This window comes from Acidovorax sp. SUPP3334 (assembly GCF_030159055.1).
Taxonomy (GTDB): Bacteria; Pseudomonadota; Gammaproteobacteria; order Burkholderiales; family Burkholderiaceae_C; genus Paracidovorax.
This window is the reverse complement of the sequence record NZ_BQXQ01000007.1, coordinates 16,122-37,162: the sequence shown is the minus strand read 5'-3', so window position 1 is coordinate 37,162 and position 21,041 is coordinate 16,122. Positions and strand designations below refer to the sequence as shown.

Genomic DNA, 21,041 nt, shown 5'->3' with positions numbered 1-21,041 from the left:
GAAATCGTGCAGCCAGTAACACCAAAGCCCGCAAGTATGCCGGGGCGCCGGATAATGAGGCATGCACCGACGCCTTGCCCCATCCTCGCCCCGTCCCCTCCATCCCCACCGCGGCCCCACGGCAGCGACCTGGTTGGCGCCTCTCATCGCCGCGCTGGCTTTGGCCAGCTGCGCCTCGGAGCCCCGCGCCCAGGGACCGCAGGCGCTGCCAACCGCTCCACCGGCCGCAGTTCCGGTGCCCCAGCCGCAACCCGCCCCTGTACCTCCCACCGAACCGGCCGCGCCGGTGGTGCCCCCCACCGCTGCGCCCCCCACGCCTGAGGAGGCGGCCGCCGAGCAGGCCGGCTTCACCGCCTGGATTGCGGCATTCACCCAAGAGGCGCTGGCCGCGGGCATTCGCCCCGAGACCGTGCAGGCCGCATTGGCAGGCGCCCAATTGCAACAGCGCGTAATCGAACTGGACCGCGCGCAACCCGAGTTCACCCGCACGCCGTGGGCCTACCTCGACAGTGCCGTCTCAGCCCAGAGCATCGCCCAGGGCCAGGCCAAGCTGGCCGAGTACGCAGCGCCGCTGCAAGCGGCGGCTGCGCGGTATGGCGTGCCCGCATCGATCATCACGGCCATCTGGGGCATTGAAAGCAACTACGGCAGCAACTTCGGCACCTTCCGTGCGGTCGATGCGCTGGCGACCCTCGGTTTCGAAGGCCGCCGGGCCCAATGGGCGCGCACCGAACTGATGGCAGCGCTGCGCATCCTCGACCAGGGCGACATCGCCGCCGAGCGGATGATCGGCTCCTGGGCCGGTGCCATGGGACACACGCAGTTCCTGCCTTCGGCGTTCCTCGCCTATGCCGTCGATGCCGATGGCGATGGCCGCCGCGACATCTGGGGCAGCATTCCCGACGTCGCCTCGTCCACGGCCAACTACCTGGCCAACTCCGGCTGGCGCACGGGCCAGCCATGGGGGGTCGAGGTGCAACTGCCCCCCGGCTTCGATCACGCACGTGCCGAAACCACGGTCCGACAATCGGCAGCCCAGTGGGCGAGCGAAGGGGTCGTTACCATCGACCGCCAGCCATTGCCGGACCTGGGCGCGGCCTCCGTCATCGCCCCAGCGGGTGCGCGGGGGCCCGCATTCCTGGTGGGCGACAACTTCCGCAGCATCCTGCGCTACAACAACTCCGTGAATTACGCGCTGGCCGTGGGGTTGCTGGCGCGGCAGATCGAAGGCGGTAACGGCGTGGTCGCCCCATGGCCACGGGATCTGCAGCCGCTGTCGCGCAGCCAGGTCAAGGACCTGCAGACGGCGCTGAACCAGCGCGGGTTCGCCACCGGAACGCCGGATGGCGTGATGGGGCCTGCCACACGGGGCGGCCTGCGCCAGTACCAGCAGAGCATCGGTGCCATCGCCGATGGCTATCCCACCCTGGAACTCCTGCAACGCCTGACAGCGCCTTGATGAGCGGCTGGGAATTGCCGGTGCCTTCATGAAGGCAAAGCATCCGCCCGGACGCCAATTAAAAAACCCGCGACGAACGCGGGTTTTTTATTGAACGATTGAACACATCGGCCACCGGCAGCCGTGGCACTGGCGGTCAGTCGGTGGTGGCCTCTTCCGGCTCGGCGGGTTCCGACTTCGCAGAGCGCTCCCTCTTGGGCAGCGGCTGAATATCGAGCAACACGTCGGGCGTTTCCACGCCTTTGTCGTCCGTCTTCACCTCGATGTCCACCGTCAGGCGGCCCCCTTCGGTCAGTCGTCCGAACAACAGTTCGTCGGCCAGCGCACGGCGGATGGTGTCCTGGATCAGGCGCTGCATCGGGCGGGCACCCATCAGCGGATCAAACCCCTTCTTGGCCAGGTGCTTGCGCAAGGTGTCGGTGAAGGTCACCTCCACCTTCTTCTCGGCCAACTGGGTTTCGAGCTGCAGCAGGAACTTGTCCACCACGCGCAGGATGATCTGCTCGTCCAGCGCCTTGAAGTTCACGATGGCATCCAGCCGGTTGCGGAACTCGGGCGTGAACAGGCGCTTGATGTCGCCCATTTCATCGCCTGCCTGCCGCGGGTTCGTGAACCCGATGGTGGCCTTGTTCATGGTTTCGGCCCCCGCATTCGTCGTCATGATGACGATGACGTTGCGGAAGTCGGCCTTGCGCCCGTTGTTGTCGGTCAGCGTGCCGTGGTCCATCACCTGCAGCAGCACGTTGAAGATGTCCGGGTGCGCCTTCTCGATCTCATCGAGCAGCAGCACGGAGTGCGGCTTCTTCGTGACGGCCTCGGTCAGCAGGCCGCCCTGGTCGAAACCGACGTAACCCGGAGGCGCGCCGATCAGGCGGCTTACCGCATGTCGTTCCATGTATTCGGACATGTCGAAGCGGATCAACTCGATGCCCATGATGTAGGCGAGCTGCTTGGCCGCTTCGGTCTTGCCGACGCCAGTCGGGCCGCTGAACAGGAACGAACCGATCGGCTTGTCGCCCTTGCCCAGGCCGGAGCGCGCCATCTTCACTGCGGACGCGAGCACCTCCAGCGCCTTGTCCTGGCCGAAGACAACGCTCTTGAGGTCGCGTTCGATCGTCTGCAGCTTGCTGCGGTCGTCGTTGGAGACGTTCGCGGGCGGAATGCGCGCGATCTTCGCCACGATTTCCTCGATCTCGGCCTTGCCGATGGTCTTCTTGCGCTTGCTGGCAACCTGGATGCGCTGGGCCGCACCGGCCTCGTCGATCACATCGATGGCCTTGTCGGGCAGATGGCGGTCGTTGATGTACTTGGCCGACAGCTCGGCCGCTGCCTGCAGCGCCGCAGCCGCGTACTTCACGCTGTGGTGTTCCTCAAATCGGGACTTGAGACCCTTGAGGATGTCCACCGTTTCCTGCACGGTGGGCTCCACCACGTCCACCTTCTGGAAGCGCCGCGACAGGGCCGCGTCTTTTTCGAAGATGCCGCGGTACTCGGTGAACGTGGTCGCACCGATGCACTTGAGCTGGCCGCTGGAGAGCGCCGGCTTGAGCAGGTTGGAGGCGTCCAGCGTGCCGCCCGAAGCAGCGCCAGCGCCGATCAGCGTGTGGATTTCGTCGATGAACAGCACGGCGTTGGGCTTGTCCTTGAGCGACTTGAGCACGCCCTTCAGACGCTGCTCGAAATCACCCCGGTACTTGGTGCCCGCCAGCAGCGCACCCATGTCGAGCGAGTACACCACCGCTTCGGCCAGGATTTCCGGCACGTCGTTCTGCGTGATGCGCCAGGCCAGGCCCTCGGCAATGGCCGTCTTGCCCACGCCGGCCTCACCCACCAGCAGCGGGTTGTTCTTGCGGCGACGGCACAGGATCTGGATCGTGCGCTCCACCTCGTAGTGGCGCCCGATCAGCGGATCGATCTTGCCGTCCTTGGCCGCCTGGTTGAGGTTCTGCGTGTACTGCTCGAGCGGCGAGGCCTTTTCGTTGCGTTCGCCACCACCGCCCTCTTCGCCCTCGGCCTGGTTTTCAGGCTTGGCGGGTTCTGGCGGTTCGCCCTTCTTGATGCCGTGGGCAATGAAATTGACCACATCCAGCCGCGTCACGCCCTGCTGGTGCAGGTAGTAAACCGCATGCGAATCTTTTTCGCCGAAGATCGCCACCAGCACGTTCGCGCCGGTGACTTCCTTCTTGCCGTTGCCGGTGGACTGCACGTGCATGATGGCGCGCTGGATCACGCGCTGGAAACCCAGCGTGGGTTGCGTGTCCACCTCGTCCGTGCCGGCGACCTGAGGCGTGTTGTCTTTGATGAAGTTGGCCAGCGATGAACGCAGATCATCGATATTGGCCGAGCATGCGCGCAGCACTTCGGCTGCGCTGGGATTATCGAGCAGTGCAAGCAACAGATGCTCCACGGTAATGAACTCGTGGCGCTGCTGGCGGGCCTCGACAAAGGCCATGTGCAAGCTGACTTCCAGTTCCTGGGCAATCATGTGAACTCCTTTGTGCTTGCGTGGAAGGGATTACTGTAGATCGGGACCAAAGGCCGTTTATTCAACAGGCTCACTGAGGCATTGCAGCGGATGCCCCGCTTTGTGGGCCGCCTCGCGCACCTGCTCCACCTTGGTCGCCGCGACGTCGCGGGAATACACCCCACATACGCCTTTGCCGTCCAAATGGATTTTCAGCATGATCTGCGTGGCGGCTTCCCGGTCTTTGCTGAAGAATTCCTGCAGCACGACGATGACGAATTCCATCGGCGTGAAGTCATCATTGAGCATGACCACCTGAAACATCTGTGGCGGCTGGGTCTTTTGCGTGCGCCGTTCGAGCACGACCGAACCGCCGTCGTCCCGCGCTGGCGTCCTGGTGGGCGGAGCGGGGGTGGGGGAAGGTGGTTTAGTTGCCATGGATTTCATTCTACCGAGCCACGGCGATCGCCGCAGCCTCTCCCATGTAGTGATCACCCAACGGTGTTTCAAGCCTTCAGCCTGCGTCATACACGACATTGACCGAACCCGTGCCGGCTTGCGCGCTCCATGCAGCCAAAGCGGCATCGGACGGAAAGAACCGGCTGCCCTCGCCCAACTGCAATTCGGCCGTCGCCTGGCCCGGCCCTCCCTTGCACCGGACCCCCATTCGCACCCGCAGGCCGTGGACCAGGACCTCGCCCTGCTCGGTTTCCTGGCGGCGCGGAGGGAACTCGCGCACCAGCCGCTGTACATCGGGTGCGGTGTCGCCGATGGCGACCTGCAGATACCGGCCGAATTTGGCCCGGGCCCCCGCCAGATCCCACACCTGCTGCACCTTCACCCGAAGGCCACCGCTGAAATGGTCGAGCTGAAGGCGCCCGCTCATGACCACGAACTCGTCGTCCTTGAGCATGTCGCGGTGCGCATTGACGACGTTCTCGTCGGCCGAAGCTTCGATGGTGGCGGACTTGTCGTCCAGCTTGAACAGGGCCAGCCGCCCGCGCTGGCCATTGATCACCCTGAAGTCGCTGATGATGCCGGCCAGGATCTGTGGCTCGCGGCTGTCGAGCAGCTCGTCGATCTGGGTGCGCACGAAGCGGCGCACTTCGCTGGCGACCTCATCGAACAGGTGGCCGGACAGGTAAAAGCCCACTGCGGTCTTTTCCATCGTGAGGCGCTCTTTGACGCCCCACGGGGTCATTTCCACCAGCTCGGGCTCTTGCGTGCTGGAGCCGTGGACGTCCTCGCCCATCATGTCGAACAAACCGCCCTGGTTGGCATTGGCCAGCGTGGCGTTGGCGAAATCGAACGCCCGGTCGATCGACGCGGCGAGCGAAGCCCGGTTCATGTTCATGGCGTCGAAGGCGCCCGCCTTGATCAGCGCCTCCAGCGTGCGCTTGTTCAGGCGAGTGCGGTCCACGCGCACGCAGAAATCGAACAGGCTCGTGAACGGACCTTTCGTATCGCCTCGCGGCCCTGCGCCCCGCCCTTCCCTGGCGGCGATGATGGCTTCGATGGCCTGCTGGCCCGTGCCCTTGATGGCGCCCAGGCCGTAACGGATGACCTTGTCGGTCACGGGCTCGAACCGGTACATGCCCCGGTTCACGTCCGGCGGCTCGAACGACAGGCCGAAGTTCTTGATGGCGTCCTCGAACAGCACCTTGAGCTTGTCGGTGTCGTCCATTTCCACCGTCATGTTGGCGCAGAAGAACTCGGCCGTGTAGTGCACCTTGAGCCAGCCGGTCTGATAGGCCAGCAGCGAGTAGGCGGCTGCGTGCGACTTGTTGAAGCCGTACCCCGCGAACTTCTCCATCAGGTCGAAAACTTCGTCGGCCTTCTCCTGGCCGATGTTCTGCTTGGCGGCGCCCGCGCGGAATATCTCGCGGTGCTCGGCCATCTCTTCGGCCTTTTTCTTGCCCATGGCCCGCCGCAGCATGTCCGCGCCGCCGAGCGAATAGCCGCCCAGCACCTGGGCGGTCTGCATCACCTGCTCCTGGTACACCATGATCCCGTAGGTTTCAGACAGCACCTTCTCGACCAGCGGATGCGGATACTCCACCACTTCCTTGCCGTGCTTGCGGTTCACGAAGCTGGGAATCAGGTCCATCGGGCCTGGCCGGTACAGCGCGTTCAAGGCGATCAGGTCCTCCAGGCGGCTGGGCCGGGCTTCCTTGAGCATGCCCTGCATGCCGCGGCTTTCGAACTGGAACACGGCTTCGGTTTTGCCGTCGGAGAACAACTGGTAGGTGCGAGCATCGTCCAGCGGAATGTTCTCGAACGTGAAGTTTTCCTGGCCCTTGTGGCGCTTGACGATGAATTCCTTGGCGATCTCCAGGATGGTCAGGGTGGCAAGGCCCAAGAAGTCGAACTTCACCAGGCCGATGGCCTCCACATCGTCCTTGTCGTACTGGCTCACGGCAGAATCGCTGCCCGGCTGCTGGTAGAGCGGACAAAAATCGGTGAGTTTGCCCGGTGCGATGAGCACACCGCCGGCATGCATGCCGATGTTGCGGGTCATGCCTTCCAGCTTTTGCGCCATCTCGATGATGGTCTTGACGTCTTCTTCCTTCTGCACGCGCTCGGCCAGCAGCGGCTCCAGCTCCAGCGCGTAGTTGTTCTTGTCACCCTCCTTTTTCGGATTGGGGGGGTATTGCAGCGTGTACGACATGCCGGGCTTGCCCGGCACGAGCTTGGAGATGCCGTCGCAGAACGTGTAGCTCATGTCCATCACACGGCCCACATCGCGGATCGCCGCCTTTGCAGCCATGGTTCCGAACGTGGCGATCTGGCTCACGGCATCCTTGCCGTACTTGTCCTTCACGTAGTCGATGACCCGGTCGCGGTTGGACTGGCAGAAGTCGATGTCGAAGTCGGGCATCGACACCCGCTCGGGGTTCAGGAACCGCTCGAACAGCAGGTTGTATTGCAGCGGGTCGAGATCGGTGATCTTGAGCGCATAGGCCACCAATGAGCCCGCGCCAGAGCCCCGGCCCGGCCCCACCGGACAGCCGTTGTTCTTGGCCCACTGGATGAAGTCCCCCACGATCAGGAAATAGCCCGGGAATCCCATCTTCAGGATGGTGTTGATCTCGAACTCCAGCCGCTCCAGATAGCGCGGCCGCTCCTTGTCGCGCTCCGCCTCCTTGCGGTACAGGTGCGCCAGCCGCTCTTCCAGGCCCTGCAGCGAAGCCACCCGGAAATACTCGTCGATGGGCATGCCGCCCGGCGTGGGAAAGTCCGGCAACTGCGGCTTACCCAGCACCAGCGTGAGGTTGCAACGCTTGGCGATTTCCAGCGTATTGGCAATCGCGGACGGAACGTCGGCGAACAGCGCCTCCATCTGCGCGCTCGATTTGAAGTACTGCTCTCGCGTGAACTTGCGCACCCGCCGCTGGTTGCCCAGGATTTCGCCCTCGGAAATGCAGACCCGAGCCTCATGGGCTTCGTAGTCGTCGGCGGTCGCGAACTGCACGGGATGGGTCGCCACCACCGGAAGATTCAACCGTGCGGCCAGTTGCACGGCCGAGATCACGTGCGCCTCGTCGTCGGCCCGACCTGCCCGCTGGATTTCAAGGTAGAAACGGTGCGGAAACAGACCTGCCAAACGCAAGGCCAGGCGCGCAGCGCCCGCATCGTCGCCCTTCACGATCGCCTGGCCCACCGGGCCGGCCTGTGCACCTGCCAAGGCGATGAGGCCTTCCCCCAACTCTTCAATCCAGGCCCAGGTGCAAAGGGGCTGGTTCTTCACCACGTTGCGCGTCCACGCACGGGCGAGCAGTTCCGACAGGTTCAGATAGCCCTGCTTGCCCTGCACGAGCAGGATGATGCGGGACGGCGGATTGCCGGGCTCTTCGGGCTCCAGGAACACTTCGGCGCCCAGCACCGGCTTCACGCCTTTGCCACGCGCTTCCTTGTAAAACTTGATGGCGCCGAAAAGGTTGTTGAGGTCGGTGATCGCCAGGGCAGGCTGGCCGTCTTTGGCAGCTGCCTTGGCTACCTCGTCGATGCGATTGGTGCCGTCGACGACGGAAAATTCGGTGTGCAGGCGCAAATGAACAAACATGGCGGGTATTGTAGGAATGCTGGCCACCCGTCCCGCGCCAGAGCCCCGGAGTTGCGTTCGGGCTGGCGGCCAGCGCGCCGGTACAATCCGTCTCCTGCCCGATCGCCGCCCGAGCCCCTGTGGCCCAGGCGGCTTGTCGATCGGAAGCGGGAACCGATGCCCTTCTATTGCCTGAAAGCTGCCTTCATGCCGCGTTTTCCCCTGCCCCTGTTGTCCGTCCTGCTGGCCGCCGGCCTGATGGCGGGCTGCTCCAGCACCCCCGAAGACAAGACCGCCGGCTGGAGCCCCAATCGCATTTACTCCGAAGCCCGCGACGAACTCAACAGTGGCGGCTTCGACAAGGCCGTGCCTTTGCTGGAAAAACTGGAAGGCCGTGCTGCAGGAACGCCTTTGGCCCAGCAGGCGCAGCTGGAAAAAGCTTACGCCCAGTACAAGGCGGGTGAAAAAGCCCAGGCCATCGCCACGCTGGACCGCTTCATGAAGCTGCACCCTGCCAGCCCTGCTTACGACTACGCCCTGTACCTGAAGGGCTTGGTCAACTTCAATGACAACCTGGGGCTGTTCTCCTGGCTGTCGCGCCAGGACCTCTCCGAGCGCGACCAGAAAGCCGCCAAGGACTCCTTCGAGTCCTTCCGCGAACTCACCACGCGGTTTCCAGACTCGCGCTATGCCCAGGATTCGCGCCAGCGCATGACCTACATCGTCAACTCCCTGGCGCAGTATGAAGTGCACGTGGCCCGCTACTACTACGAGCGCGGCGCCTATGTGGCCGCTATCAGCCGTGCACAGATCGCCTTGGCCGACTACAAGGAAGTGCCTGCGCTCGAAGAAGCCCTGTACATCCTGGTGAAGTCCTACGACGCGTTGGGCATGATCCAGCTGCGGGACGACGCGCAGCGCGTCATGGTCAGCTCCTACCCCCAGAGCGAACTGAACCGCGAAGGCATCAAGGCCAAGGCGGAACCATGGTGGAAGGTGTGGTGAGCGCGCTCAGGGCTGCATCGAATTCCTGCGCCGACTGAAGGCGCCGCATCGGGGGCAGCGCTGCCAGCAAGCGCTTGCCATACCCCATATCGACCAACCGGGTGTCCGCCACCACGAGCACGCCCCGGTCGGTTTCGCTGCGAATCAACCGTCCTGCGCCCTGCTTGAGGGCAATCGCCGCCTCCGGCAGCGAGAAATAGCGGAACGCACTGCGCTTGGCCTGCTCCAGCCGCTGAGACCGTGCTTCTACCAGCGGGTCACCCGGCGGCGGAAATGGCAGCTTGTCGATCACGACCAGTTGAAGCGCCTCACCCGGCACATCGAAGCCCTCCCAGAACGAGGCGGATGCGACCAGCACGCACCCGGCCCGCCCCTCCGAAGCACCTTCGCGAAAGCGCTCCATCAAACGCCGCTTCGGCCATTGGCCCTGTACGAGCACTTCGATGCCAGGCGCTGCGGCAAACCGCGCCTCAAGCGCCTCGCCGATGATGCGCAGGGCCTTGAGCGTGGTGGTGAGCACCAAGGTGCGACCACCCAGCACCTGGACCGCTTCGCCCACCCAGGCCGCCAGTGCCACGCTGTGCGCGGGGTCCGCAGGCTTGGGCAACTCCCGCGGCACGTAGAAGGCCGCTTGCGATGCATAGTCGAACGGGCTCTCCACCGTCAGAACGCGCGCGTCCTGCAGGCCACAGGGTTCGGTGAACCAGCGCAGGGTCGCGTCGTCGCCCAGCGTGGCAGAGGTAAAGATCCAGGCGCGGGGCTTGCCCTGCGGGGCTCTTTCTGCCGCAGGCTCCTCCCAGGCCGATGCGTCGGCCTGGGCATCGGGTTCGCCGTCTCTCGTCGATTCGCCGGTCGGCAGATGCCACAAAGACCGCATCGGACCTGCGATGTCCAGCGGTGCTTCCACCAGGCGCAATGCAGCCGATACATCCACCCATCGCACCGCATCCTGATTGCAGGCCTGTGAAAAGCCATCCATGCGCTCCATGAGTTGCACGGCGCGACCGTGCAGGCGCACGAAGTCTGGTGCGATTTCGCTGACCGAATCCAATGCCGCCAGCGCGGCGCGGCAAGCGCCCACCACCTGGCGCATGGCCGCATGCCATTCGCCGGGTTCTACCCCGTCGGGAACTTCGTCAGTCCAGCGCAGCCGGGCACCGGCAGCCACACGGCCGACCGCCAGCCGCAGATCACGGGCAGCCCGGTCCAGCGCAGCCGCGATCGTCAGCCAATCCACCAGCCCACGCGCGAACTGCAACCCGGCAGCCATCACATCGCGGGAAAAATCCAGAAGCTGTGCGGTGGACGCCTGTCGCCCCATGAACTGAACGCCAGTCTCGTTCAACTGGTGCGCTTCGTCGAAGATGACGACGCGCACCGTGGGCAACAGCTCGGCCATGCCGGAATCGCGTATGGCCTGATCGGCAAAAAAGAGATGGTGGTTGATCACCACAACGTCGGCAGCAAGCGCCTCGCTCCGGGCGCGATGCACGTGGCAGGCCCGAAAACGCGGGCACGGAGAACCCAGGCAGTTCTCCCGGGTGGAGGTCACCAGTGGAATCACGGGCGAACGCTCGTCCAGGCCCGGCAGTTCGGCCAGATCGCCGCTCACGGTGCTCTGCGACCAGGTCTCCACGCGGGCCAGAACGCGGGCCACGGAGGCATCGTGCGCTGCGCCGTCCTGCCGTGCCAGCTCCATCCGGTGCAGGCAGAGATAACTGGCCCGGCCCTTCAGCAAGGCCGTGCGGACGGGCAGCGCGAAGGCGTCCACCAGGCGCGGCAGATCCCGTGCGAAGAGCTGATCCTGCAAGGCCTTGGTGGCGGTAGACACCAGCACCCGCTCACCGCTGAGCAAAGCGGGCACCAGGTAAGAGAACGTTTTGCCGACGCCTGTGCCCGCTTCCACCACCAGCGAACCGCCCTGCTCGATGGTCTGCGCCACCGCGACAGCCATTTCGGTCTGACCGGCACGCGGCTTGAAGCGCTCGTGTGCCAGCGTGAGCACGCCGCCCGGCGCGAACGCCGCCTGCACGCCGTGGACCAGTGATTCGATGCGAGGCAACTCCATGCCGGTCAGGCGTTGCATCGCCAGGCAATCGGCACCGCCCACTCCGTGGGATTGCGGCATGGCAAAGAGAAAGAAAGGCAGGGCAAGGAAAGAACGCTGAGGGCGCGTCGCATGGCAAAACCGCCACGGGGCGCCCGATAATACGTGCTCACCCGCCCCTTCGCCCGGCCCGCGGCTCCCAGCCCCACACGATCCCCGCCATGACCAAACCGTTTCGCCTCACTGCGTCAACCGGCATCCACAAGGGCGACCGCGAATACCAGCAAGACCAGGTAGCGCTGATCGCCCATCCCCGCTACAACGGCTGCGTGCTGGGCGTGTTGGCGGACGGCATGGGAGGCCGCAGCGGCGGGCGCAAGGCCTCCGATCAGGTGATGCTCACGGCCCGCCAGTGGTTCGAGCGGTATTCGCCGGACAGCGACGACACCGCCGCAATGCTCAAGCACATGGTGGAAGAAGCCCACATCGTGATCCGGCTCACCGCCATCTCCGCCGAGCAGGAGCCGCACAGCACCGTGGCGGCTTTCATCATCAATCCGCGCGGCGACTGCCACTGGGCGCATGCAGGCGACTCGCGCATTTATCACTTCCAGGGCGCGCGGCTGGCCTTTCGCACCAGCGACCATTCCTACGTGCAGGCGCTGGTGGACCGCGGAGAAATCACCGAAGCTGAAGCCAACACCCATCCGCATTCCAACATCCTGGTGGGGTGCCTGGGCACCGAGAGCGATCCCCCGGTGACGCAGCACATGATTCCGCAGCTGTTGCCGGGAGACGTGCTGCTGGCCTGCAGCGACGGGGTCTGGCACTATTTTTCGCCCACCGAATTGGCCTCGGTGGTGGACTCGCTGTCACCGCGCGAAGCGACCGAATTTCTCATCGAAAAAGCGCGGTCACGGGCGCGTGGCGGCGGCGACAACCTCTCCCTCGCGATCGTGAAAATCGAAGCATTGACCGAAGAAAAGAAGCCTGCCCGGCTGGTGCGCTGATCATCAACGCCTGAGGGCGAGCCCCCTGGCGCGCAGTCAGCCTGGCCTGGCCCGCGGTACCCCTGTCAAGGCGCGGCGCTGGCTGGAGACAGTGGCGCAGGCGGTGGAGGTGGCAATGCAGCCGCTGGCTTGCGGCCCTGCCCAGCGGCTTCGGCCTGGGCCTTCTCATGTTTTTCGCGCCGTTCCTGCGCGGCCTTTTGCTTGGCCTCGTAACGGGCACGCGCCTCGGAAATGGCGGCGGGCTGTCCGGCTGCCCGCTGGGCTTTGGCGGCATCGTGCGACTCTTCACGGGAGTGCTGCTGGGCCGCGCGCTGCTGCGCTTCGTGCTCGCGCTCGGCGCGGCCTTGAGCCTGCGACTGGGCACGCGAGGCCGCCTGCATGGGCGCGGGACGCTCTCCGCCTTCGATCTTTTCACGCTGCTCTTGCTGCTTTTGCTCGATGGACTGCTTGCGCAGGTCGGCTTTTTCGCGCCGCCCCGCATCGTTGATCGCAATCTCTCGCTGGCGCAGCGCGGTTTCCTGGTCCCGTGCCTGCGCCCGCACTTCGGCCAGGCAGCCCTCCACGGCAAAGCGCTGGTAGCAAACGCTCTCTTCCTTCGTGCGGCGGGCCTGCAGGGCGCGCCGATCCTTCTGGATCTGGTCGAGTTCGGCGCGGCGCTCGGCCTGGGCCGCATCGGCTGCCGACCGGGCCCCGTCCAGCGGAGCCTGGGCAGCAGCCAGCGAAGCGGCCAACGCGACCGAAGCGGCAATGAAAAGGCGATGGAAGGAGGATGGCATGTTGAAAGATGGGGTCAGGTGAGCCCTGTGTCGACGGTTCGCCGCTCAAGGGCCAGGAATTCCTTGGACTGCATTTCATTCAGCCGCGACACGGTGCGGGGAAACTCGTGCGCCAGCGGGCCTTCGGTATAGAGCTCCTCGGGCGGCACGGCTGCGGAGAGTATGAGCTTCACGCGCCGGTCGTACAACACGTCCACCAGCCAGGTGAACCGCCGCGCTGGCGACGCCATTGCCACGGGCATGTGGGGCACGTCGGACAGCAGCACGGTATGGAACTGCGTGGCGATTTCGAGGTAATCGTTCTGCGAGCGCGGGCCGCCGCACAGCACGCTGAAATCGAACCACACCACGCCGCCCGCCTTGCGCCGCGCACGGATTTCGCGGGCCTCGATGTGCAGCACAGGGTCTTCGTCGCGCACCTCGGCCAAGTGGTCGAACGCCTCGGACATTTCGGCATCCGCCTGCGGGCCGAGCGGCGTGTGATACAGCCGGACGAGCTCCAGCGTGCGCCGACGGTAGTCGGTGCCGTTGTCGACGTTGACGACTTCCATGCGCTGGTTCAGCAATTCGATGGCCGGCAGGATGCGGTCGCGGTGCAGGCCGCCGGGGTACAATCCGTCAGGCTCGAAATTGGACGTCGTCACGAAGCCGACACCGTTCTCGAACAACGCGGCCAGCAGGCGGTGCAGGATCATCGCGTCGGTGATGTCGGCCACATGGAATTCGTCGAAGCAGATGAGCTTGTAGCGCTTGGAAATGCGCTCGCCCAGCACGTCGAGCGGATTGACCGTGCCCTGCAGGCCAGCCAACTCACGGTGCACTTCGCGCATGAATTCGTGAAAGTGCAGCCGTACCTTGCGGCGAATCGGCACTGCGTTGAAAAAGCAATCCATCAGAAAGCTCTTGCCCCGCCCCACGCCGCCGTACATGTAAACGCCACGGGGCACTTCGGGCCGGTTGATGAGCTTTTTCAGAGCGTTGGAGCGGCGCTCCTTGTACAGCGCCCAGTCGTCGGCACAGCGCTGCAATGCCTCCACGGCGCGCAACTGGGCCGGATCGCTTTGGTAGCCCTTGCTGGCCAACTCCGCTTCATACGCCTGCTTCACATTCACACGCACACTCCAAACGCTATAAAAAATATAGCTGCCTGCGCCAGTGTTTCAAGCGCTGGCAGCCATTTTTGCTCAAATTCCCGGAATCAGAAGTTCAGCGTGCGCTTGTCAACGGCCAGGGCCGCTTCCTTGGTGGCTTCGCTCAGGCTGGGGTGAGCGTGGCAGATGCGCGCGATGTCTTCGGCGCTCGCCTTGAACTCCATGGCCACCACGGCTTCTGCGATCAGCTCGCTGGCCATCGGGCCGACGATGTGCACGCCCAGGATTTCGTCCGTGGTCGCGTCGGCCAGGAACTTGACCATGCCGGTCGTGTCGCCCAGTGCCCGCGCGCGGCCGTTGGCCAGGAACGGGAACGTGCCGGCCTTGTACTTCACGCCGTCCGCCTTGAGCTGCTGCTCGGTGCGGCCCACCCACGCGATCTCGGGGTTCGTGTAGATCACCCAGGGGATGGTGTTGAAGTTCACATGGCCATGCTGGCCCGCGATGCGCTCTGCGACCGCAACGGCTTCTTCCTCGGCCTTGTGCGCCAGCATCGGGCCGCGCACCACATCACCCACCGCCCACACGCCGGGCAGGTTGGTCTTGCAGTCGGCATCGACCACGATCGCGCCGCGTTCGTCGAGCTGCAGACCCACGGCCTCGCCATTGAGGCCGATGGTGTTGGGCACCCGGCCGATCGAGACGATGAGCTTGTCCACTTCCAGCGACTGGGCTTCGCCCTTGGCGTTGGTATAGGCGACCGTCACGCTCTGCTTGCCGGTCTTGATCTCGCCGATCTTCACGCCCAGCTCGATCTTCAGGTTCTGCTTGTCGAACGCCTTCTTGGCTTCCTTGGCGATCTGTTCGTCCACCGCGCCGAGGAACGTCGGCAGGCCTTCCAGCACGGTCACTTCGGCACCGAGGCGGCGCCAGACCGAACCCATTTCCAGGCCGATCACGCCGGCACCGATCAGGCCCAGCTTCTTGGGCGTCTCGCCAATGCGCAGCGCGCCGTCGTTGGAGAGAATGAACTCTTCGTCGAACGGCACGCCAGGCAGCGCGCGGGCGTTGGAGCCCGTGGCCAGAATGATCTGCTTGCCGGTAATGGACTCTTCGGCCGCACCGGCGACCTTGATCTCATAGCCGCCGTCGGCCGCCTTCACGAACGAACCGCGGCCATGGAAGAACGTGACCTTGTTCTTCTTGAACAGGTACAGGATGCCATCGTTGTTCTGCTTCACCACGCTGTCCTTGCGGGCGATCATCTTGGTCACGTCCATGCGGACGTCCTTGACCTCGATGCCGTGGTCGGCGAAGTGGTGGTTGGCCTGGTCGAAATGTTCGGACGATTGCAGCAGAGCCTTGGAGGGAATGCAGCCCACGTTGGTACAGGTGCCGCCGGGTGCGGGACCGCCCTTGCCGTTCTTCCACTCGTCGATACAGGCCACGTTGAAGCCCAGCTGTGCAGCGCGGATGGCAGCGATGTAGCCGCCGGGGCCGCCGCCGATCACGATCACGTCGAATTGTTTGCTCATGTCAATCTCACTCAATCGGTTGAAAGAAAAACCCACCGGCGGGCGCGGCCAACGGCCGGGCCACGCGGGTGGGTCATTCCAGGGGGATCAGATGTCGAACAGCAGGCGCGATGGGTCTTCCAGCGCTTCCTTCATGGCCACCAGGCCCAGCACGGCTTCACGGCCGTCGATGATGCGGTGGTCGTACGACATGGCCAGGTAGTTCATCGGGCGGATGACGATCTGCCCGTTTTCCACCACGGCGCGGTCCTTGGTGGCGTGCACGCCCAGGATGGCCGACTGGGGCGGGTTGATGATCGGCGTGGACAGCATGGAGCCGAACGTGCCGCCATTGGAGATGGAGAACGTGCCGCCCGTCATCTCTTCGATGCCCAGCTTGCCGTCCTTGGCCTTCTGGCCGAACTCGGCGATCTTCTTTTCGATATCGGCGAACGTCATCTGGTCGGCATTGCGCAGGATCGGCACCACCAGACCACGGGGCGAGCCCACGGCGATGCCGATGTCGAAGTAGCCGTGGTAGACGATGTCGTTGCCATCGACCGAGGCGTTCAGCACCGGGTACTTCTTCAAGGCGTGCACGGCAGCCTTCACGAAGAAGCTCATGAAGCCGATCTTCACGCCGTGTTCCTTGGTGAATGCGTCCTGGAACTTCTTGCGCATGTCCATCACGGGGGCCATGTTCACTTCGTTGAACGTGGTCAGGATGGCATTGGTCGACTGCGATTGCAGCAGACGCTCGGCCACGCGGGCGCGCAGGCGGCTCATGGGCACGCGCTGCTCCGGACGGCCGCTCAGGTCTTCCTTGGCGGCCGGTGCGGCCACCTGGGGCAGCGCCTTGGTGGGCACGCCGGTAGGAATCGCAGCGGGTGCGGCGGCGGGCTTGGCAGCGCCGGAGGCCACGGCGCCCAGCACGTCGCCCTTGGTCACGCGGCCATCCTTGCCCGTGCCGGCCACGGCCGAGACGGAAAGGTTGTTGTCGGCCAGCAGCTTGGCGGCGGCCGGCATGGCCACATCGCCCTTGGAGCCGCCAGCGGCGGCAGGGGCCGCAGCCGCGGCTGGCGCGGGTGCAGCGGCAGTTGCGGGAGCGGCGGCAGGGGCTGCCGCGGCAGGCGCAGCGGCGCCGGCCTTGCCTTCGGTGTCGATCCTGGCGATCAACTGGTCGGCCACCACGGTGGCGCCGTCGCCTTGGACGATTTCAGCCAGCACGCCGGCCGACGGTGCGGGCACTTCGAGCACGACCTTGTCGGTTTCGATTTCGATCAGGATCTCATCGATGGCGACGGCCTCGCCGGCCTTCTTCTTCCACGTGAGCATGGTGGCTTCCGCCACGGATTCGGACAGTTGGGGAACTTTGACTTCTACGATAGCCATGGGAATTCTTTCGGGGAATGTTTCTGCTTTTGTGTGATCGGGTTTCCGGCCTTACTTGGTCAGGACAAACCCCTTGAGCTTGGCGAATGCACCGTCCACCAGAGCCTTTTGCTGCTCCTGGTGCAGATGCGAATAACCGACCGCGGGCGATGCCGAGGCGGCACGGCCGGAGTAACCCAGCTTCTGGCCGTCGAGCATGTTCTCGTGGATGTAGTGCTGCACGAAGAACCAGGCGCCCTGGTTCTGCGGCTCGTCCTGGCACCAGACGATGTCGGTGGCGTTCGGGTACTTCTTCAGTTCGGCAGCGAAAGCCTTGTGCGGGAACGGATAGAGCTGTTCCACACGCAGGATCACCACGTCGTCGGCTTCCTTCTCTTCGCGCTTCTTGACCAGGTCGTAGTACACCTTGCCCGAGCATGCGATGACGCGCTTGATCTTGTCGGCCTTCTTGTCGATGGCTTCGTTCTGCTCCGGAATCACCGTCTGGAAGCTGCCCTTGGTGAACTCGGACAGCGGCGAGGTCGCGTCCTTGTTCCGCAGCAGCGACTTCGGCGTCATGATGATCAGCGGCTTGCGCAGGTGGCGGACCATCTGGCGGCGCAGCACGTGGAAGATCTGGCTGGCCGTGGTGGGCTGCACCACCTGCATGTTGGCATCGGCCGACAGCTGCATGAAGCGCTCCAGGCGGGCCGAGCTGTGCTCGGGGCCCTGGCCTTCGTAGCCGTGCGGAAGCATCAGCGTGATGCCGTTCACGCGGCCCCACTTTACTTCACCGGAGGCGATGAACTGGTCGATCACGACCTGCGCGCCGTTGGCGAAGTCGCCGAACTGCGCTTCCCAGATCACGAGCGTGTTGGGGTCGTTGGAGGCGTAGCCGTATTCGAAGCCCAGCACCGCCTCTTCGGACAGGATGGAGTCGATCACGACGAACGGAGCCTGGTTCTCGCTCACGTTCTGCAGCGGCACATACGTGCCCGTATCCCACTTCTCTCGCTTTTGGTCATGGATGACCGAGTGGCGGTGCGTGAAGGTGCCGCGGCCGCAGTCTTCGCCCGACAGGCGGACCGGGAAGCCGCTGGCCACCAGGGAGGCGAAGGCCATGTGCTCGCCCATGCCCCAATCCACGGGAATGTCGCCACGGCCCATGGCGGCGCGGTCGTCGTACACCTTCTTGACCAACTGGTGAGGCGTCACGCCTTCAGGGATGGTGGTGATCTTTTCCGACAGACGCTTCCACTCGGCGAGCGGAATGGCGGTGTCGCCGGCATCGGTCCACTTCTTGCCAAGGAACGGGCTCCAGTCCACGGCGTACTTGCTCTTGAAATTGGTCAGCACCGGATCGACCGTGTGCTTGCCCGCGTCCATGGCGGCGCGATAGGCCTTGGCCATGTCGTCGCCCAGGGTTTCGCCCAGGCCTTGCGTGGCAAGCTTGTCGGCGTACAGCTTGCGGGTGCCGGGGTGCGCACCGATCGTCTTGTACATCAGCGGCTGGGTGAGCGCCGGGGTATCCTGCTCGTTGTGGCCCAGCTTGCGAAAGCAGATGATGTCCACGACCACGTCCTTCTGGAATTCCATGCGGAATTCGAGAGCGAGTTGCGTGGCGAACACGACGGCTTCGGGATCGTCGCCGTTCACGTGCAGCACGGGGGACTCGATCATCTTGACCACGTCCGTGCAGTACAGCGTGGAGCGGCTGTCGCGCGGGTCGGAGGTCGTGAAACCGATCTGGTTGTTGATCACGATGTGCACCGTGCCGCCCGTGGAGTAGCCACGGGTCTGGGCCAGCGCCAGCGTTTCCTGGATCACGCCCTGGCCGGCGAAAGCGGCATCGCCGTGCACCAGCACGGGCAGCACCTGCTTGCCATGCGGGTCGGCGCGGCGGTCCATGCGGGCGCGCACGGAGCCTTCCACGACGGGGTTCACGATTTCCAGGTGGGACGGATTGAAGGCCAGCGACAGGTGCACCGGGCCGCCAGGGGTGCTGACGTCGGAACTGAAACCCTGGTGGTATTTCACGTCACCGGCAGGCAATTCTTCCGGAGCGGTGTGGTCGAACTCGGCGAACAGGTCCTTGGGCATCTTGCCCAGCGTGTTCACCAGCACGTTCAGGCGGCCACGGTGGGCCATGCCGATCACGATTTCCTGGACGCCCTTGGTGCCGGCGACCTGGATGAGTTCGTCCATGGCGGCAATGAAGCTTTCGCCGCCTTCGAGCGAGAAACGCTTCTGGCCGACGTACTTGGTGTGCAGGAAACGCTCGAGGCCTTCAGCGGCCGTGAGACGGTCCAGGATGTGCTTTTGCTTGTCAGGACCGAAGCTGGGCTTGCTGCGTATGGTTTCGAGCCGTTCCTGCCACCAGCGCTTTTGGTTCTGGTCGGTGGCGTACATGTACTCGACGCCGATGGAGCCGCAGTACGTCTCGCGCAGCGCATTGATCAGCTCGCGCAGCGGCATGGCTTCCTTGCCGAAGAAGGTGTTGCTCGTGTTGAACACCGTTTCCTGGTCGGCATCGCTGAAGCCGTAGAAAGAGGCTTCGAGCTCGGGGATCGCGGGGCGCTCGGTGCGCTTCAGCGGATCGAGGTCGGCCCAGCGTTGGCCGACATTGCGGTAGGCGGAGATCAGTTGCTGGACAGCGGTGCGCTTGCGGCCCATTTCGGAGTCTGCGCTGGTGGCACCGACGACCTTCGTGCCACCTTGCTTGGCACGTTCTGCGAACGCGTTGACCACGGGCAGATGGGGCACATCCTTGGCATTCGAGCCATCGACGGCGGGCACGTGCTGCAGCGCGTCGAAGTACTCACGCCACGTGTCAGGCACGCTGCCGGGGTTGACGAGGTAGTTCTCGTACATCTCTTCGACATAGGGCGCATTGCCGCCGAAGAGATAGGTGTTGCCTTGGTAGGCTTGGTATACGGATGTCGTATCGCTCATATTCCGCTGACCTCCGCTTCCCTTGGGGAAGCATTAGCTGGTGGGTAAACCTTCCGCGACACGGCTGAACCGATTGGCGGATGCGACTGTGGCTGGGGAAGGGCCGGGGGTGCGGGCGCCATTGTGCCATCGAACGATGGAGAGCGTGCCCCCTACAGGGCGTAAGCGCATGTTCCCGCTCGGCCTTGTTCCACGGGTCGCTTACATTTCTGCTTTCGCTGTTACTGCTCTTTATGAACTCACCCACCCTGCAAAGCCGCACCCTTTTGCTTCTTCTCGTCGCGGTGACGATTGCGTTTTTCGCCATCCTGTGGCCGTTCCACGGAGCAGTCTTCTGGGGGGTGATTCTGGCGATTCTTTTCACGCCACTGCACAGGCGGCTGCTGAGGCGCATGCCCCGTCGGCGCAATCTGGCGGCGCTTTGCACGCTGGGACTGTGCCTGGTGATCGTGATCCTGCCCATGACCTTCATCAGCATTTCGCTGGTGCAGGAGGCCGGGCTGATCTACGAGCGCATGAAAACCGGGCAGCTCAACTTCGGCGCCTACGTGCAGCAGGTGCTGGGTGCCCTGCCCTCCTGGCTGCTGGGGCTGCTGGACCGTTTCAACCTGACCACCGCCGCAGAGGTGGAGGCCAAGCTGTCCTCGGTTTCGGTACAGGCCGGCCAGTTCGTGGCGACGAAGGCGCTGGACGTGGGCCAGAACACGCTCCAATTCATCGTGAGCTTCGGCATCATGCTGTACCTGCTGTTCTTCCTGGTGCGCGACGGCAGTTCGCTGGTCAACCGCATCCGGCAGGCGGTGCCGCTGGACGAAGAACACAAGCGCCAGCTGGCCAGCAAATTCACCACGGTGATCCGCGCCACGGTCAAAGGCAACATCGTGGTGGCGGCCGTGCAAGGCGCGCTGGGCGGCGGCATCTTCTGGATTCTGGGCATCCAGGGACCTATCCTGTGGGGCGTGCTGATGGCCTTCCTGTCCCTGCTGCCGGCCATCGGCGCAGGTCTGATCTGGGGACCCGTGGCGATCTATTTCTTCGCCACAGGCGCCATCTGGCAGGGCTCGGTGCTGGTAGCGTTCTGCGTGTGCGTGATCGGGCTGGTGGACAACGCGCTGCGTCCTGTGCTGGTGGGCAAGGACACCCAGATGCCTGACTACATCGTGCTCATTTCCACGCTGGGCGGCATGGCATTGTTCGGACTCACAGGCTTCGTGATCGGCCCGGTGATCGCAGCGCTTTTCATCGCTACCTGGGACCTGTTCTCGCAACCGCCTGAATCCTCGCTAAAGTAGCCTGCACTGCGGCACCTG

13 protein-coding genes are annotated in these 21,041 nt (G+C 64.3%); 4 read left to right on the top strand and 9 right to left on the bottom strand.

Features of this window, described 5'->3' with window-relative positions; all coding sequences use genetic code 11:
* The first annotated feature begins 61 nt into the window (after positions 1-61).
* A complete protein-coding gene (locus AVHM3334_RS05250) occupies positions 62-1,459 on the top strand; it encodes a lytic murein transglycosylase (protein WP_284410255.1) in 1,398 nt (465 codons plus the stop codon).
* Positions 1,460-1,595: 136 nt separating this feature from the next.
* On the opposite strand, the gene clpA is transcribed toward AVHM3334_RS05250, so the two are convergent.
* The 3 genes from clpA to dnaE all read right to left on the bottom strand — a co-directional run bounded on the left by clpA (position 1,596) and on the right by dnaE (position 7,986).
* Complete coding sequence (gene clpA, locus AVHM3334_RS05245) at positions 1,596-3,944, bottom strand: ATP-dependent Clp protease ATP-binding subunit ClpA (protein ID WP_284410253.1); 2,349 nt, start codon at positions 3,942-3,944, stop codon at positions 1,596-1,598.
* 57 nt (positions 3,945-4,001) lie between these two features.
* Positions 4,002-4,370 (bottom strand): ATP-dependent Clp protease adapter ClpS, encoded by a 369-nt coding sequence (gene clpS / locus AVHM3334_RS05240; protein ID WP_272563803.1) that lies wholly within the window; start codon positions 4,368-4,370, stop codon positions 4,002-4,004.
* A 67-nt stretch (positions 4,371-4,437) separates the two neighbouring features.
* On the bottom strand, positions 4,438-7,986 hold the full coding sequence (gene dnaE, locus AVHM3334_RS05235; RefSeq protein ID WP_284410251.1) for a DNA polymerase III subunit alpha: 3,549 nt from the start codon (positions 7,984-7,986) through the stop codon (positions 4,438-4,440).
* Positions 7,987-8,172: 186 nt separating this feature from the next.
* Here dnaE and AVHM3334_RS05230 point away from each other — a divergent pair, with 186 nt between their 5' ends.
* A complete protein-coding gene (locus AVHM3334_RS05230) occupies positions 8,173-8,970 on the top strand; it encodes an outer membrane protein assembly factor BamD (RefSeq protein ID WP_284410249.1) in 798 nt (265 codons plus the stop codon).
* Here the strand turns inward: AVHM3334_RS05230 and yoaA are convergent.
* Positions 8,933-11,038 (bottom strand): DNA repair helicase YoaA, encoded by a 2,106-nt coding sequence (gene yoaA, locus AVHM3334_RS05225; protein ID WP_284410468.1) that lies wholly within the window; start codon positions 11,036-11,038, stop codon positions 8,933-8,935. The genes AVHM3334_RS05230 and yoaA overlap by 38 nt on opposite strands.
* A 200-nt stretch (positions 11,039-11,238) precedes the next feature.
* Between yoaA and AVHM3334_RS05220 the strand changes: the two genes are divergently transcribed.
* Positions 11,239-12,027: a PP2C family protein-serine/threonine phosphatase gene (locus AVHM3334_RS05220; protein WP_284410247.1), complete on the top strand. Its 789-nt coding sequence runs from the start codon at positions 11,239-11,241 to the stop codon at positions 12,025-12,027.
* Positions 12,028-12,092: 65 nt separating this feature from the next.
* On the opposite strand, the gene AVHM3334_RS05215 is transcribed toward AVHM3334_RS05220, so the two are convergent.
* From AVHM3334_RS05215 to AVHM3334_RS05195, 5 genes are all read right to left on the bottom strand, one after another.
* The gene (locus tag AVHM3334_RS05215; RefSeq protein ID WP_284410244.1) at positions 12,093-12,803 is read right to left on the bottom strand and encodes a hypothetical protein; all 711 of its coding nucleotides are present in this window, start codon (positions 12,801-12,803) and stop codon (positions 12,093-12,095) included.
* 14 nt (positions 12,804-12,817) lie between these two features.
* Entirely contained in the window at positions 12,818-13,915 is a 1,098-nt protein-coding gene (gene zapE / locus AVHM3334_RS05210; protein WP_284410242.1) for a cell division protein ZapE, read from the bottom strand.
* A gap of 86 nt (positions 13,916-14,001) precedes the next feature.
* Positions 14,002-15,429 carry a dihydrolipoyl dehydrogenase gene (gene lpdA, locus AVHM3334_RS05205; protein WP_284410240.1) on the bottom strand — a complete coding sequence of 476 codons (1,428 nt, stop codon included), beginning with the start codon at positions 15,427-15,429 and terminating at the stop codon, positions 14,002-14,004.
* Between the two features lie 87 nt (positions 15,430-15,516).
* Complete coding sequence (odhB, locus tag AVHM3334_RS05200) at positions 15,517-16,800, bottom strand: 2-oxoglutarate dehydrogenase complex dihydrolipoyllysine-residue succinyltransferase (RefSeq protein WP_284410239.1); 1,284 nt, start codon at positions 16,798-16,800, stop codon at positions 15,517-15,519.
* 51 nt (positions 16,801-16,851) lie between these two features.
* Positions 16,852-19,731, bottom strand: a complete 2,880-nt coding sequence (locus AVHM3334_RS05195) for a 2-oxoglutarate dehydrogenase E1 component (RefSeq protein ID WP_284410238.1) — start codon at positions 19,729-19,731, stop codon at positions 16,852-16,854.
* Between the two features lie 233 nt (positions 19,732-19,964).
* On the opposite strand from AVHM3334_RS05195, the gene AVHM3334_RS05190 reads away from it, so the two are divergent.
* Entirely contained in the window at positions 19,965-21,023 is a 1,059-nt protein-coding gene (locus AVHM3334_RS05190) for an AI-2E family transporter (RefSeq protein ID WP_284410237.1), read from the top strand.
* Positions 21,024-21,041: the final 18 nt, after the last annotated feature.

Coding starts and splice junctions, on each gene's coding strand:
- AVHM3334_RS05250 (WP_284410255.1), top strand. CDS start 62: ATGCACCGACGCCTTGCCCCATCCTCGCCCCGTCCCCTCCATCCCCAC.
- clpA (WP_284410253.1), bottom strand. CDS start 3,944: ATGATTGCCCAGGAACTGGAAGTCAGCTTGCACATGGCCTTTGTCGAG.
- clpS (WP_272563803.1), bottom strand. CDS start 4,370: ATGAAATCCATGGCAACTAAACCACCTTCCCCCACCCCCGCTCCGCCC.
- dnaE (WP_284410251.1), bottom strand. CDS start 7,986: ATGTTTGTTCATTTGCGCCTGCACACCGAATTTTCCGTCGTCGACGGC.
- AVHM3334_RS05230 (WP_284410249.1), top strand. CDS start 8,173: ATGCCGCGTTTTCCCCTGCCCCTGTTGTCCGTCCTGCTGGCCGCCGGC.
- yoaA (WP_284410468.1), bottom strand. CDS start 11,038: ATGGAGTTGCCTCGCATCGAATCACTGGTCCACGGCGTGCAGGCGGCG.
- AVHM3334_RS05220 (WP_284410247.1), top strand. CDS start 11,239: ATGACCAAACCGTTTCGCCTCACTGCGTCAACCGGCATCCACAAGGGC.
- AVHM3334_RS05215 (WP_284410244.1), bottom strand. CDS start 12,803: ATGCCATCCTCCTTCCATCGCCTTTTCATTGCCGCTTCGGTCGCGTTG.
- lpdA (WP_284410240.1), bottom strand. CDS start 15,429: ATGAGCAAACAATTCGACGTGATCGTGATCGGCGGCGGCCCCGGCGGC.
- odhB (WP_284410239.1), bottom strand. CDS start 16,800: ATGGCTATCGTAGAAGTCAAAGTTCCCCAACTGTCCGAATCCGTGGCG.
- AVHM3334_RS05195 (WP_284410238.1), bottom strand. CDS start 19,731: ATGAGCGATACGACATCCGTATACCAAGCCTACCAAGGCAACACCTAT.
- AVHM3334_RS05190 (WP_284410237.1), top strand. CDS start 19,965: ATGAACTCACCCACCCTGCAAAGCCGCACCCTTTTGCTTCTTCTCGTC.